This is a genomic window from Bradyrhizobium sp. T-1, assembly GCF_053592855.1.
This window is the reverse complement of record NZ_CM132115.1, coordinates 5683291-5697370: the sequence shown is the minus strand read 5'-3', so window position 1 is coordinate 5697370 and position 14080 is coordinate 5683291. Positions and strand designations below refer to the sequence as shown.

The following is a 14080-nucleotide window of genomic DNA, read 5'->3' as shown; positions in this document are numbered from 1 at the left end:
GATAAACTGCCGCATCGCAGATCCTCCTTCATTACAAAAGTTTAACCCCGCAGCCAGCGCGCGGTAAGGCGGAAGCCCCCATCTTGAGGTCCGTAAGGTGCCGCTATCGGGCGCCAAATGGATTTCAAGGCCCTGGAGACCTCTGCATGACCGATCGTCCCGATCTCACGAACCTGCCGTCCTACCGCCAGCCCCGCCGTTCCCTGTTTTCCGCCCGCAGAATCGCGCTGATGGCCTCGGTCGCCGCCGGTCTCGGCATTGCGGTTCACGGCTTCAGCCCGTCGACGTCGCCTGCTGACCTGTTCTCCAGCCCGGCGCACGCGCAGGTCAACAATGAGGTCAAGAAGGTCGAGCGTCCGATCGGCTTTGCCGACATCGTCGAGCGGGTGAAGCCCTCAGTGATCTCGGTGAAGGTCAACATCAAGGAGAAGACCGCGAGCAACGACGACGGCGATGATTCCGCCTCGCCGTTCCAGCCGGGCTCGCCGATGGAGCGCTTCTTCCGCCGCTTCGGTGGTCCGGACGGCATTCCTGGTCTGAAGGGTGGTGGTCGTGGCCGCGTCGTGCAGGGCCAGGGCTCCGGCTTCTTCATCTCGGCTGACGGCTTTGCCGTGACCAACAACCACGTGGTCGACGGCGCCGACAAGGTCGAGGTCACCACCGACGACGGCAAGACCTACAGCGCCAAGGTGATCGGCACCGACCAGCGCACCGACCTCGCTCTGATCAAGGTCGAGGGCAGCTCGAACTTCCCCTTCGCCAAGCTCGCCGACAGCAAGCCGCGGATCGGCGACTGGGTGCTCGCGGTCGGCAACCCCTTCGGTCTCGGCGGCACCGTGACGGCCGGCATCGTGTCGGCCAGCGGCCGCGACATCGGCAACGGCCCCTATGACGATTTCATCCAGATCGACGCGCCCGTGAACAAGGGCAATTCCGGCGGCCCGGCGTTCGACACCAACGGCGAGGTGATGGGCGTCAACACCGCGATCTACTCGCCCTCCGGCGGCAGCGTCGGCATCGCGTTCTCGATTCCCGCCAACACCGTGAAGAGCGTGGTCGCCCAGCTCAAGGACAAGGGCTCGGTCAGCCGCGGCTGGATCGGCGTGCAGATCCAGCCTGTAACCTCCGACATCGCTGACAGCCTCGGCATGAAGAAGGCCGAAGGTGCGCTGGTGGCGGAGCCGCAGGCGAACGGTCCGGCTGCGAAAGCCGGCATCGAATCCGGCGACGTGATCACCTCGGTCAACGGCGATTCCGTCAAGGACGCGCGCGAGCTCGCCCGCACCATCGGCGGCATGGCCCCCGGCGCCACCGTGAAGCTCAACGTGCTGCACAAGGGGCAGGACAAGGTCGTGAACCTTACCCTGGGTCAGCTGCCGAACACGGTCGAGGCCAAGGCCGACACCGATAACGACAGCGGCAAGGGCGCGAGCAAGGGCACCGATGTGCCGAAGCTCGGCATGACCGTTGCGCCCGCCAACTCCGTGGCCGGCGCCGGCAAGGACGGCGTCGTCGTCACCGAAGTCGATCCGAAGAGCGCCGCGGCAGAGCGCGGTTTCAAGGAAGGCGATGTGATTCTCGAAGTCGGCGGCAAGAGCGTGAGCACCGCCGGCGACGTTCGCGATGCCATCAACACGGCGCGGACCGACAACAAGAACAGCGTTCTGATGCGCGTGAAGAGCGGCGGCCAGTCGCGCTTCGTCGCCGTGCCCATCGCCAAGGGCTGACAAGGCTACAGCCTCAGGCGGCTGACAAGATGAAGGGTGTCGCCGGCATCAGTCGCCCCCGCCGCCGGCACTCTTCCGGGGAGCAGCGCAACGCTCGCTCCCCACGCCTACCTTCCGGTGGAAATACGCCCCCCTCCGTCGGAAGGCCTAGGGCGGTGAGGTCCCCCCAGCTTCACCGCCCGCCTTTTTGCCTACCCGGGTCTCGTTCGCTTGGCTTGCATGCGATTGTCGCTCGCGCCATTGTTTAGAGAAGGTTGACCTCCTTGACCGCCGCTGAACGCACGATGCGCCTCCTCATCATCGAAGACGACCGCGAATCCGCCGACTATCTCGTGAAGGCGTTTCGCGAGGTCGGACACATTGCCGACCACGCCGGTGACGGTGAGGAGGGCCTCGCTATGGCCGAGAACGGCGAATACGACGTGCTGGTGGTCGATCGCATGCTGCCCAAGCGCGACGGGCTGTCGCTGATCGGCGCGCTGCGCGACAAGGGTGACACGACGCCGGTGCTGATTCTCTCCGCGCTCGGCCAGGTCGACGACCGCATCAAGGGTCTGCGTGCCGGCGGCGACGACTATCTGCCCAAACCTTATTCCTTCGCCGAGCTGCTGGCCCGGGTCGAGGTGTTGTCGCGCCGCCGCGGGGGACCTGCCGAGGACACCCTCTATCGCGTCGGCGATCTCGAGCTCGACCGGTTGTCCCATCGCGTGGCCCGCGGCAAGGACGAGCTCACGCTGCAGCCACGCGAATTCCGCCTGCTCGAATATCTCATGAAGCATGCCGGACAGGTGGTGACCCGCACCATGCTGCTCGAGAATGTCTGGGACTATCATTTCGATCCGCAGACCAACGTGATCGACGTGCACATTTCGCGGCTGCGCTCCAAGATCGACAAGGGTTTCGAGCGGCCGCTGCTGCACACGATCCGCGGCGCCGGGTACATGATCCGTGACGGCATTCGCTGATCGCCTATAAATATAGAGATTTTCCGCTAAAATGCTTCAAACAGACTACCGTTTTTCTACCAATCTGAGGAAAGCAAAATGGGCCAGTCATACGATGGGAAAACAATTAATTTGACGGTGGAGCCGCACAACGGCGGCTATGTTTGGGTTCTTGAACTCTCCGGCCAGAGCTCTGACGGGCAAGCAAAGCTCGGATACCGAGCGCAGGGTTCGGCGCACGATTTCGACCAAGAAAAATTCCTTATCCAAGTCCACGACAAGGATCGCGCGGTTTGGACGGCCATGCCATTGGATCATCGCAAGGACATTCGAAAAACGATGTCTCAGCTTGTACAGGCCGCATTACTGTCTTTAAGCGAACTCAAGCACGCGTAACTTCGAATTGAGACACCGCCCGCTCGACAGAGGGGGAAACGCGCCAAAAGAAAACCCCGCCGAAGCGGGGTTTTTGTCTTTACGGCCGAGCTTCTTGCCCTGTGATCGTCGGCAAGGTCTTGAGCCACGCCCTGAGTTCGTTGGGCAAGATGACGGTGCGCGTTCCATGCTTACGTGCGACCAAGTCGCCGCTCGCCGCCGCGCGACGGATTGAGGTCAGGCCGATGCCGGTGAGGGCGCTGGCCTCTTCGGGCGCCAGCGCAAACCGTTCTGTGAGCGGCACGACGCCCTTTTGTCCGAACTCTTTCATGTCAACGGGCTTCCGGCTGTTGCGTGCGCTGCTTGCGCGCGTTGCGCTCGCGCGCCTTACACTCGCGCCATTCCTTCATGCGCTGCTTGACTAGCTCCTGCGCTTCTGGCGTCACGAACCACGCGTCCCATTCCTCCGCATCCTTGAAAGTGATGCGGGGCTCGTCACCGACGTGAATTTCCTTCGGGCCAAGTCCGATCGCTTTCAGGATGCGATAGAAGCTCTCGCTCATGTTGTGATACGTCGGGCAGAACTGCGAGATGGTCATGCTTTTGGGCGGCAGGTTGGCCGCAGCAGCAGCGGCGGCGTTTTGAGCTTTGGTCTTACTGGCCATGGATTGAAATCTCCTCATCGAGCGGTGCTACGCAATTTGTGAAGCTGCATGCGGCGTCGGGAGCAGAGGTTTCTACAAGCGCGTGATCTTTACTAGGGGGGTCTATACCGGCACGTAAGGCTTTGGACTGGAAAATAAGGCGCAATGCTGCGGCGACGTAGCCAAACTATACGTTGCCGAGTGCGATATCGCCACGGTTGTAAAAACACCTTAGATGAATTGCGATCTAAATAGGGTCCGAGCGCAAGCGCGCCCCGCATTGAGCCGAGATCACAGTACCTTTAAGTTGCGTGCGATAATCGCTACTTGAGGTTCGTGTTTGCCTCTAGGCGCCCTCTGAGTGAGGTTTGCGCCTGTAACCCTGCACAAGCTCTGTCCCGACCTCCTGGAAGAAATGGACAAGCTGCGGATCTGCATTGGGAAATTGATTGGCATACATAACGGCCGTAGGGCCGAGCCGCAGGACCATTTCCTCCAGCCACGCGATCAGAAACTGTCCATCGATAAACGGCCCGAGCTCGGCGAATTGGCCTCGGCTCGTCAAGCGGAAGCCGCCGTAATTTGCATGAGACGCCAATTCAGAAAGCTTGTTATATTCCTCCGCCCGCTTCTTCGTTGCGTCGCCATCTCGCGAATCGAGCGCAATCCTGATCTTTACGGGATCGAATTTCTCCCTGCGTTCCTTCCGGTCTGCTTTCTTCCACACGCCTCGCTCGGCCGGTGACGTGCGGAAATAGTCCATCAGATAGCCGACCTCCAGGATGTCACGCGCCTGATGAAATGCCGTCTGGTAGTAGCCGGAGAGGGCAAGCTTGATACCGGATGAGGCCGCATTGAACAGCCGCACACCCAGCATCTGCATTGTATTCTCGTCTTCGGACTGAGATTTGTGGTCGATAGTGTAGACAAAAATCAGCGACATGAGCTTTTCTATCATTTCCAGTCGTCGCGCCATTTCTGGGGCCGCGCGCACCAAGGCCATACTCTCCTCGCGCAACCTTTCCTCGTGGCCGTGCGTCGTCTCAATGTCCTCGAATTGCCCCTTCGTCATCGACTTTCTCCGAAATGGCTGCTTCAAGCTTGCTTTGGCAAGCCGGAGTTTATCAGTAACCCACGCCCACATCATCAGACCACCTCATCCGTTGCCAGCTCCACCAACTCCGGCGGCCAAGCTATTGGGGCTTAGTCTTTGTTGTTGGCCTAGACCGGCGCGAGCGGGAAATGATGCGGCTGACGGGGGGCTCCGTCACGTGCTTTCACTTTTCAGGCGACGCACGATCGAAACCTCCGCCAAGTAACGGAGTTCGACGATGAATTCGCTCTCGTCCGGCGCGCCGCCAGCGTCAGGCACGCTGCACAGGATCGCCTTTGGGTCAGCCATCGTCTCAAAAACCACGCCGTCTCTACCACTCTCTGCGTGCTGGCGAGCAAAGATTTCGGCGATCTCCATGTTCGCGGTCCACGAGGTCACGCCGACACGACGGCGACGCCTTCGATGCGCCGTTCCCCTGTATAAGCGTACAGCAGGCCCGTGGTAAGGCGGCAAGAGAACGCGCGCTGCGGCATACATCGTCACATTATCGCGAACCAAGTTCGGCATGTTTTTGTGCCCGATCCAGACACCCAGGAAAGCCAAGCGCATGTCAGGACTGACCGATGACACTTCGCGCGCGACCTTGCGAATTGTCGTGCGCCAAGCCGTTGGACTGGCGCATTGACTAACCTTTTGGCCGGCCGCGAGTAGGTCGTGCGGGTCACCGCCATTGCAAACGTCGACGAATGCCGCCGCCGCTGCTAATTCCTCATGCCGGTCGGTTGCCAATCTAGATTTCTGCGAATTTTGGGGGATTGTCCACTACCTGTGGTTAGCACGCATGAATTTCTGCGGTAAAATCAGCGAAAATGGGGACCGTTCGGATGCATATAAGTCTCGCAGAAGGGATTTTGATCGTTATTGCGGTCGGTCAACTTTTGTATGCCGCGCTCACTTACCACCAAGATCAAGGTGCATCCAAGATTGAGAGCGGCTCGCGGAAACGACCGCTTCGGTTGATTGCATCAATGATGCTGCTGACATGGGCAGGTGTAGCCCTCGTCTTTTACACTAGGCCATCACTACCCGCTGCGGTTTTGGTCTATTACGGCGTCGCTCCTCCGAAGCAATTTCATGCTGTTGCCCAACTGACAAATTGGGAGGATTACAAGGGCAAGAAGGCTGTTCTGATTACTCGAACCAACTTTGCTGACCGAGATCGCTTGGCCGATGATTGGATAGCAAAGAGCATCCCGTACTCGATAGAGGGGCCAATCGTAACCACCGTCGCGATCACGGAAAACCAAATGCACTTCACCCCAGGAGTTTTGAATTTCATCGAGTACAATTTCGCTGTGCTGCCGCCGGGCATCGATCCCAGCCAGATTAGAACCCTGGGGGACGTTGAAAAATTGGGTGGCAAAATTCTTGCGACCGCGTCCCAAGGCATTCCGATGGATCATCCTGTGCCTACAACTCAACCTAAGTGATCTCTCGTGAGCCGTCGCCGAGCCGACCGGACCATTGCTGCTCGCCGCAGCGAGCACGCAGCGCCGTCCTGCCTGGGGTCTACCATCATGTGTTTATCTTCATTGGTTTCGACAGCCCCATCTGCTCCACCTTCGTTTCGACGATTTCGACCTGCTCCGCTCCACCCTGCTCCCTAACAAGGGGGAGCAGGTGGAGCAGATCAGTCGCACCAACCTTGTTCCACTCTGCTCCACTCAGGTGGAGCAGGTGGAGCAGACCAGTTGCGCCACCTGCTCCACCTGAGTGGAGCAGAGGTGGAGCAGTGGCGCACTGCGCTCAATCATGGTCGCTGGCGACCTCGATGAACTTCTTGACCTTGCGACTGACGTCGGTCTTCTCGACCTCCACCAGCGCGCCGCTCTTGATCCACACCTTGATCAGGCCGGCGACCTTCGCGCGCTCCGACTTCACGACGAGGTTGAGACCGAGCGCCCTGGCGACCGGCAAGCCAACCCAGTCTTTGGCCTGACTGTTGGCGCGCCATTGGCCCGCCTTGATCGCTGCTGCGGCGCGCTCGAAGTCGCCGCCAGTGATGCCGTCGAGCGGGTCGGGCCATTCCCAGGACGTTGCCACGCCGACACTGTCGCCACCAACTGCGCCCATTGGATTGTTGCCAAGGTCGACCGAAGCAAGTTTGATCCAGTCGCGCTTGTCGGCAGGCGGGGCCATGTTCGGCTTGTCGTCGAGCACGGAGAAATACGAACGCCGGTTCTCGACGCCGCAATTCTTGGCCTCCTGTTCGGTCATGCGATTGAGCACGCGGGCGGAGCGGACGGCATCGCCGAAAGCGCCGCCGCCGCGCGCGCTTTGCACGGTGACCTCCTGATCGCCTTTTCGGACGTGATGAATGAGATCGACGGCACAATCCGCGCGGTCGGCGATCCTCGCCCATTCCTTGACTACCATATCGATCGCGCCGTTCAGGTTCTCCGGGACCCTATGGCAGCTCACGAACGGATCGATGATCACAACATCGATGGCCTTCTCCTGGATTTCCTCGACCAGGGCTTCGACGATGGGCCAGCGGATTTCGGCTTCGCCATCTTCCATCTCGGCGATGACCAGCGGCTGATCTCGGCCACAAGTTAGGAAGAGCCGATCGCCGATATCGTCGGGCGTGAGGCCATAGTGCAGAGCCGTCGCCTGGATACGGCGCATGGTTTCTTCGGCCGGGTCCTCCAAATTGAAATACCAAATCCGCAACTGCTCGCTTTGGGTTCCGAGCAGCGGCTTGCCCGAGACCATCGCCAGCATCTCAGCGATGAGAAGCGAGGACTTGCCAAGCGCACCCGGCGCGATCGTGGCACTGACGAATTGCCTGATGAGGTGGCGACCATAGAGCCAATCGCGCATCGGGATGCTCGCCGGGTCGGTCCACAAATAGGGCATGGCCCGCATGTTGACGCCCAGCGACCCCATGCCGTGCCCAGGATCGGTGATCTTGAGCTTCTTGCGCGCAAGCTCGATCAGGTTCTTGAAATCGGGACTTAAGGATTGAGTGCCACAATACAGCCCGATGATGTGATCGGACTTGAATTCGGCGACAAGTTCCTCGATCACCTGCGACATCGAGGAGGCCCATTGCCCTGGAATTTTGCTTTTTTCCAGCAGCGTGCGACGCCGATCGATGACGGCGATCAGTTCTTCATTGCTCGGCGGTTTGATGATTTTCATGGTCATGCCCACTTCTTCAAACGCTCGATGTCGCGATAATTGATGCCGATGTAGGCGCTGACCGGCTGGAAGCCCTCGTCGGCGGGATAGCGCTCATCAAAAATCGGCACAACCGCGATGTTCATCTCGAACGCAGCAACGAGGACGGCGCCACGCGAGATATATCCACTGCGGGGCATCAGCCGCTCAACGTCATGCTTGAGACAGCCAATCGTCAGCCTATTGTCAGGCATCACCTTGGTGGTGTGCCGACACTGCGCAAAGATCGCCTTGACGGCTTCGACTTGGTCGCGCTGGACGGGGTTGCGCGGCTCGAAGTCGGCCGTGAAGCCGGCTGAGCAAATCAAGTATTCGCCAATCTGCGTCGGCCCTTCCACGTATTCAGTAGACACTTCGATATGTGTGGTAGTATCGATGTGCATCTCAGCTATCCTTTCATTTGCCTGCCGCCGGTTTGCCGACCGGACGGCGGGTTTTTTGGTGACCTCACGAGCCTTGTCTGAGCTTCGCCGAGCCTTGCCGAACCTCTCCAGGTCGTACTAACATATTGATATCATTACATAATTAGCCTTGACTTCGTACGGCGGATCGTCTCTCTCTGCAAGAGGCAACCACGTCTCCGCCGAAGCATTTGGGAACTCCGAGCCATGTTCTGCCTCACTCCGATCTCGCCCGCGTCCTTCGATCTGCTGATCGGCAAGAACGTGCATGTGCGCAAAGCCATGAAGAAACGCGGCCAGTTGCAGCCGCTCATCGTGCCGAGCCCGGAGCAGCGCGCCGATGGTTTGTGGCGCGAACAGATTTTCATCGCGGCCGATGCCGTGATCGTCAGCACGATCGATCTGCTCATCGAAGCTGGCGCCGCGCGCTCTGTGATCGATCACGTCATCAGCGATTTGCAGTTGGAGATCATTTCCCGCCTCAACGATCTCGACAACGGTCAGCCGGTGCATCTCGTCCTCGCTCACGATGGCCGGCGTTGGGTCATCATCAGCGCGACCACGGCGGGAGAAGCGCTCAAGGCGGTTGCCGAGCACTTCGCGATCGGTCACGGCCCCGAGCCGGCGAAAGTGGCCGTCTATGGCGTGCCGCTGCATGAAGCGCTGGCCATCGTGCGCGCCCGCGCCGAAGAGCACGGCATCGATTTTCCCGATTTCATCTGGTTGACGCCGGAAGAACTCGACAAGGGCGCCGATCTGTTTGCGGCTGCGATTGCGCCGCGCACGTCGCGGGTCATCGATCAATGGCAGGCGATGCGGATGCGCGAGGCATCGCCGGTTGTGAACGTGCAATGAGCATCATCACCCGCACGCGCGCAGCATTTCGCGCCTTCGCCAGAGCGTTCAGCGGCTTTGACGTGGCCGGCGGCTCCGGCCGCTGGCCGATCTCTTACACTCTCAACGCGCCGATCACACAGCAGCTTGCGGCTTCGCGCTTGGCCTCGCGACGGATCAGTCATCAGGCGGAAAACAACGCCTTGGTGGCTGCGATTGTGCAGAACGGCGTCACTGCCATCGTCGGCGACGGGCCGACCGTGCGCTCCGCGCATCCTGATGCGGCAACTAACGAGCATTTGCAGCGCGCCTGGAATGCCTTCTATGCCGACTGCGCCATCGAAGGAAACATGAGCCTTGGGGGCTATTTGAGCCGCGTGGTGCGCGGCTATTTCGTCGATGGCGAAAGCTTCTCGAAATTGATCGTTGATCCGCAGATGATGACGCTGCGGTTACAACTGTTGACAGCCGAACAGGTCGATAGTTCCAAAACCATGCCGTCACTCGGCATGACCGGCGACATGCCGCTGATCGTTGCCGGCGTTCAGTTCGATGGTGACGGTCGGATCGTGGCCTATTGGGTATTCAAGAGCCCGCCCGATAGTCCGTGGGCCTCAATTGAACCGGCTGCGCCCGTGTCGGCGCTCGACATTTGCCACGTGTTCGAGCCGCGTTTCCCAGGGGGGCCGCGCGGCATGTCGCCGCTGACGCCGGTTGCGCCGCTCGCGTTGTCGCTTGATAGCGCGATCGATGCGGCGATCATGAAGCTCAAGACGACTTGCTTGGTGGGTATGGTCGTGCGCGATCCAAACGGGGAAATGGCATTTGACGAGAATACCGATCCGGCCTCCCTCTATCTTGAGCCGGGCGCGACCTTGCGGCTCCCGGCGGGAGCCGATGTCAGTTTTCCGCCGACAAGCGAGATGAATACCGTCGCCGAAGTTCTGGGTCATATCGAGCGGTTGATTTGCGGCGGGAGTGGCGTGCCGCATTTCCTGGCGGCGGGCGATCTCGCCTCTGTCAATTTCTCCGCCGGCAAGCTCGGAATGGCGAGCTTTCAGCGCCGGGTCAGGGCGATCCAGCAAAATCATTTAGTCGCGCAGCTCTTGAACCCGATTTGGGATCGCATCGTCTTGCTTGAGGTGTTGTCCGGTCGCCTGCGCGCGCCCGATTACGAAACCAATCCCGAACGCTATAGCGCCGCCTTCTTGTTTCCCGGCTGGCCTGCCATCGACGAATTGAAAGCCGCCAAGGCGAACGTGCTCGCGGTTCAAGCCAAGCTGCGATCCCGTCAAGAGATCATCAGCGAAGGTGGGCGCGATCCCGCCGACGTTGACGCCGAAATCGAAGCCGATCCGTTTGCGAAGGACGATTTGTCCGCGAGCGCCGGCAACATTGCCAATCAACCCGATACGGAGACTGCCTGAAATGCGTGCTGCACTGCTCTTGCGCGAGAGCGCCACTCAACTTGAACGCCGCGACGCGATCCCGCGTCCGGCCACGTTCGACGGCGAGGCGATGACCGTCGAAGCCGTCATCGCATCGACCACGCCGGTTCGGCGTCGTGATGCGCGTGGCGACTTCCTAGAAATCCTCGATCCTTCGGGGCTCGACCTCGCCGTCACCCGTGGCGCGTCGGTTCTGGACAGCCATCAACAAGGCGGCATCGAGAATGTCCTGGGCACGATCGACGACGTGCGTATCGAGGGTAACGAAGTCATCGCCCGCATTCGGTTCAGCTCGCGTCCGGAGATTGCTGCGATCGTGCAGGATGTACGTGACGGCATCTTGCGCAGTCTCAGCGTCGGATACGAAGTCGGCGAGTGGAAGGCCGGCAAGGATAGCGCCGGCACCCGCACCATGACAGCCGTGCGCTGGTCTGTGCGCGAGGTGAGCTTCGTGCCGGTGCCTGCCGATCCGACCGCGCGAACCCGTGCAGCAAATGACGATCGCGCGATCCGTGAACTCGGTCGCCGCGCCGGCGTCCCGACCGCGCGCATCGACACTCTCATTGAACTCGGCGCCAGCGTCGACGATGCGCGCCGGGCTTTCCTCAGCCACATGCTCGACCGTTCTGTCACGGTGCAGAGCGGGAGAACTGACATGCATAACGCGACTACCCTCGACAACCCGGAAATCTTCCAGCGCGCGACGGCCGAAGCGCTGTATAATCGCATCGCGCCCGGCTTTGCTCCGATGCCCCAGGCGCGGCAGTACGTCGGCATGAGCTGCGCCGACATCGCCCGCGAATGCTTGCATCGTGCCGGCGTTTCCACGCTCGGCATGGCCGCGCCGAGCCTCATCACACGAGCTTTGCAGACGACTTCGGACTATCCGGCGTTGCTTGCGAACCTCCTGAACAAGAGCTTGCGGGAAGCCTACCAGATCGCGCCGAGCGGCATCCGTCGCGTCGCGCGAGAGACCAGCGCGGTCGACTTCCGTGCGAAGTCGCGTATCCAGCTTGACCATTCCGGTTTCAAGCTGGAACAGGTCAACCAAGGCGGCGAGTTTCCCTTCGGGAGCTTCATCGACACCGCCGAGAGCTATGCGGTCGCGACCTATGGCAAAATCTTCGCGATCTCCCGGCAAGCATTGGTCAATGACGATCTCGGCGGCCTGGGCGATGTTACCCAGCGGCTTGGTCTCGCTGCGGCGGAATTCGAGCGCCAGAAACTGGTCGATTTGATTGTCGCGAATTCTGGCCTTGGCCCGACCATGAGCGATAGCCTGACGCTGTTCCACGCGAGCCATGGCAACGTCGGTACGGGCGGCGTGCCAAGCGAAACGACGCTGTCGGAAGCGCGGCTCTTGATGCGTAGTCAGACTGGACCGGGCGGCGGCATCATCTCCGTCGTGCCGAAATATCTGATCGTGCCGGCTGCATTGGAAACGGCCGGCGAAAAGCTGATTACGTCGGTGCAGGCGACGCAGACTGCGAACGTCAATCCGTTTGCGTTCCTCGATTTGATCGTCGAGCCGCGCCTGACCGATGGCGCACGCTGGTATCTCGCCTGCGATCCCGCGCTGATGGCTTGCATCGAGTTTGCGTATCTGGCTGGTGCTCCTGGCCCGCAGACGGAAACTCGGGCCGGCTTCCACGTCGACGGCGTCGAGAGCAAGGTGCGGTTGGACTATGGGTGCGGCGCTGTCGAATGGCGCGGGCTCGTCACCAACGCCGGGCAGTGATCCATGACCGACATCACGACGCTGCAAGCCCAGCTCGACGCTTTGAAGCGCGCATACCGGAGCGGTACGCGTTCGCTGACCTATGAGGGCCGCAGCATCGTTTACGCTGACGGCGAGGAGATGCGAGCGGCAATCGCGAGCCTGGAAACTGAGCTGGGCTTGTCGCGGCCGGCGATTGGCGTCGTGCGGTCGTCGAAAGGTTACTGAGTAGGGGGCACGCGTTCATTGAGGGCGAGCGGCCCCGTCCAACAACGATAGCTGACCTCCCTGCGTGCTCTTCCGCAGTGACATTCAGAGGGACAAGGTCAGCGAGGGTCGCAACTATCCGGCAATCGCGTCCACCGGTTTCACGAGACGAAGCTGCGGCTTGCGCTGGGGCAATACGTAATCAGCCCAAGCCTGCAAGGCGATCCGGCGCCGTTCGATCATCTCGCTATTCCAATAAGCAAGTTCCGCCTCATCGCCCAGGCGATGGGAGAGACAGAATTCCAAAACCTCACGGCGAAAATTATGCTCGACGTTGTCAGCACCCCAATTGCGGAAGCTGGTGCGGTTGCCGTGCATCGTCCCACGGAAGCCGGCGCGCGCGATGGCGCCGACCAGCGCGTTCGGCCGAAATGGCTGATGCCCCTCCGCGTGATTGGACGGGAATACATACCTGCCGACGCGCGGCATCGTCTTGATGATGTCGATTGCCTGATCCGACAGCGGAACTAGATGGCGCTTCGGCGTGGTTTCGCCCTTGATCTTCATTTTCTCGGCTGGGATCAGCCACGTCTTTTTCTTGAGGTCGATTTCGTCCCACTCCATCAGCCGGATTTCCTGGCTGCGCGCGACGGTGAGAATACCGACCTCGACGCAACGCGCCACAACGCCGGCATCAAAACGCAACTCGACCATGAGAGCCGGCGTCCTGTCATAGGGGACGGAAGCGTGACCGCCTTTGCTCTTCTTGCGGTTCAGCTTGCGAGGGCTGGGCAGGAGATGTTTCAGATTGCCGCGCCACATGGCCGGGTTCTCGCCGACGCGCAGCTTTAGCGCCTTGGCGGCGTCCAGTAATCGTTCAATGCGTTGACGCGTGCGCATGGCCGTGATCGGCTTGGCGCTCCAGATCGGCTTGAGCGCGGCAAGCACATGTTCCGTCGTGATCTCGTGCAGCTTCCGCTTGTGCAGGGTGGGGACGTCGGCGATCGAGCGCGCCCATTGCTTCTCTTCCTCGCTGGACAGGCCCTCGCACCACGTCGGATATTGCTCGTCGGCAAATTCCTTGAAGGTCTTGTCGCCGTTGAGCGCGAGCTGCTTCTTGTGGCGGGGGTCTATGCCGTCTTTCTTGAGCGACAGCCGATAGCTGCGCGCTTGGTCGCGCGCTTCGGTCAGGGTCAGCTCGCCCTCTTTGTCGCCAACCCGCGCGAATTCCATGATAGCGCGTTTACCGTCCGGTGCCGTGAAACGGAACGCCCACGCGCGCTCCCCGGTCTCGCGGACGATCAGATAGAGCCCACCGCCATCGGCATGGGAACCGGCTTTCAGCGATTTAACTTGGTTGGAATTCAGCTTCACTTTAGGCTCTCCGCCTACCGTTTTGCCGTCTCGGACAATCGTGCAAAATGTACGACCGTCACGGATCGTTTGGAAGGGTGAAAGGTGATGATCTACCAATTTTCTACCACTT

The 14080-nt window shown here is 60.5% G+C and carries 15 protein-coding genes; 8 read left to right on the top strand and 7 right to left on the bottom strand.

The genetic code is table 11. The annotated features are described in order from the left end of the window. Positions 1–146 precede the first annotated feature (146 nt). The 3 genes from ACWAT4_RS27465 (at position 147) to ACWAT4_RS27455 (ending at position 3067) form a co-directional block, all read left to right on the top strand. A complete protein-coding gene (locus ACWAT4_RS27465; protein WP_212444123.1) occupies positions 147–1727 on the top strand; it encodes a Do family serine endopeptidase in 1581 nt (526 codons plus the stop codon). Positions 1728–2011: 284 nt separating this feature from the next. Beyond that, positions 2012–2692 carry a response regulator transcription factor gene (locus ACWAT4_RS27460; RefSeq protein WP_212300428.1) on the top strand — a complete coding sequence of 227 codons (681 nt, stop codon included), beginning with the start codon at positions 2012–2014 and terminating at the stop codon, positions 2690–2692. Between the two features lie 78 nt (positions 2693–2770). Continuing rightward, positions 2771–3067 carry a hypothetical protein gene (locus tag ACWAT4_RS27455; protein ID WP_449728559.1) on the top strand — a complete coding sequence of 99 codons (297 nt, stop codon included), beginning with the start codon at positions 2771–2773 and terminating at the stop codon, positions 3065–3067. Positions 3068–3146: 79 nt separating this feature from the next. On the opposite strand, the gene ACWAT4_RS27450 is transcribed toward ACWAT4_RS27455, so the two are convergent. The 4 genes from ACWAT4_RS27450 to ACWAT4_RS27435 all read right to left on the bottom strand — a co-directional run bounded on the left by ACWAT4_RS27450 (position 3147) and on the right by ACWAT4_RS27435 (position 5533). After that, positions 3147–3377 carry a helix-turn-helix domain-containing protein gene (locus ACWAT4_RS27450; protein ID WP_449728558.1) on the bottom strand — a complete coding sequence of 77 codons (231 nt, stop codon included), beginning with the start codon at positions 3375–3377 and terminating at the stop codon, positions 3147–3149. Position 3378: 1 nt separating this feature from the next. Then, positions 3379–3711: a hypothetical protein gene (locus tag ACWAT4_RS27445; protein ID WP_449728557.1), complete on the bottom strand. Its 333-nt coding sequence runs from the start codon at positions 3709–3711 to the stop codon at positions 3379–3381. A gap of 325 nt (positions 3712–4036) precedes the next feature. Beyond that, the gene (locus ACWAT4_RS27440; RefSeq protein WP_449728556.1) at positions 4037–4762 is read right to left on the bottom strand and encodes a hypothetical protein; all 726 of its coding nucleotides are present in this window, start codon (positions 4760–4762) and stop codon (positions 4037–4039) included. Positions 4763–4957: 195 nt separating this feature from the next. Next, positions 4958–5533: a hypothetical protein gene (locus tag ACWAT4_RS27435; protein ID WP_449728555.1), complete on the bottom strand. Its 576-nt coding sequence runs from the start codon at positions 5531–5533 to the stop codon at positions 4958–4960. A gap of 95 nt (positions 5534–5628) precedes the next feature. Between ACWAT4_RS27435 and ACWAT4_RS27430 the strand changes: the two genes are divergently transcribed. Next, the gene (locus ACWAT4_RS27430; protein WP_449728554.1) at positions 5629–6234 is read left to right on the top strand and encodes a hypothetical protein; all 606 of its coding nucleotides are present in this window, start codon (positions 5629–5631) and stop codon (positions 6232–6234) included. A 316-nt stretch (positions 6235–6550) separates the two neighbouring features. On the opposite strand, the gene ACWAT4_RS27425 is transcribed toward ACWAT4_RS27430, so the two are convergent. Both ACWAT4_RS27425 and ACWAT4_RS27420 read right to left on the bottom strand, forming a co-directional pair. Next, positions 6551–7954, bottom strand: a complete 1404-nt coding sequence (locus tag ACWAT4_RS27425) for an AAA family ATPase (RefSeq protein ID WP_449728553.1) — start codon at positions 7952–7954, stop codon at positions 6551–6553. After that, on the bottom strand, positions 7951–8370 hold the full coding sequence (locus tag ACWAT4_RS27420) for a hypothetical protein (protein ID WP_449728552.1): 420 nt from the start codon (positions 8368–8370) through the stop codon (positions 7951–7953). Before ACWAT4_RS27420 ends, ACWAT4_RS27425 begins: the two co-directional genes overlap by 4 nt. 225 nt (positions 8371–8595) lie before the next feature. Here ACWAT4_RS27420 and ACWAT4_RS27415 point away from each other — a divergent pair, with 225 nt between their 5' ends. Genes ACWAT4_RS27415 through ACWAT4_RS27400 form a run of 4 tightly spaced genes read left to right on the top strand, consistent with a single transcriptional unit; the run spans position 8596 to position 12615 of the window. Next, positions 8596–9243 (top strand): hypothetical protein, encoded by a 648-nt coding sequence (locus ACWAT4_RS27415; protein ID WP_449728551.1) that lies wholly within the window; start codon positions 8596–8598, stop codon positions 9241–9243. Then, the gene (locus ACWAT4_RS27410; RefSeq protein ID WP_449728550.1) at positions 9240–10649 is read left to right on the top strand and encodes a phage portal protein; all 1410 of its coding nucleotides are present in this window, start codon (positions 9240–9242) and stop codon (positions 10647–10649) included. The genes ACWAT4_RS27415 and ACWAT4_RS27410 overlap by 4 nt, the downstream gene beginning before the upstream one ends. Position 10650: 1 nt before the next feature. Next, positions 10651–12408, top strand: a complete 1758-nt coding sequence (locus tag ACWAT4_RS27405; RefSeq protein ID WP_449728549.1) for a phage major capsid protein — start codon at positions 10651–10653, stop codon at positions 12406–12408. Positions 12409–12411: 3 nt separating this feature from the next. Then, positions 12412–12615, top strand: a complete 204-nt coding sequence (locus ACWAT4_RS27400; protein ID WP_449728548.1) for a phage head-tail joining protein — start codon at positions 12412–12414, stop codon at positions 12613–12615. A gap of 114 nt (positions 12616–12729) precedes the next feature. Here ACWAT4_RS27400 and ACWAT4_RS27395 read toward each other — a convergent pair whose 3' ends face one another. Beyond that, positions 12730–13968 carry a tyrosine-type recombinase/integrase gene (locus tag ACWAT4_RS27395; RefSeq protein ID WP_449728547.1) on the bottom strand — a complete coding sequence of 413 codons (1239 nt, stop codon included), beginning with the start codon at positions 13966–13968 and terminating at the stop codon, positions 12730–12732. Positions 13969–14080: the final 112 nt, after the last annotated feature.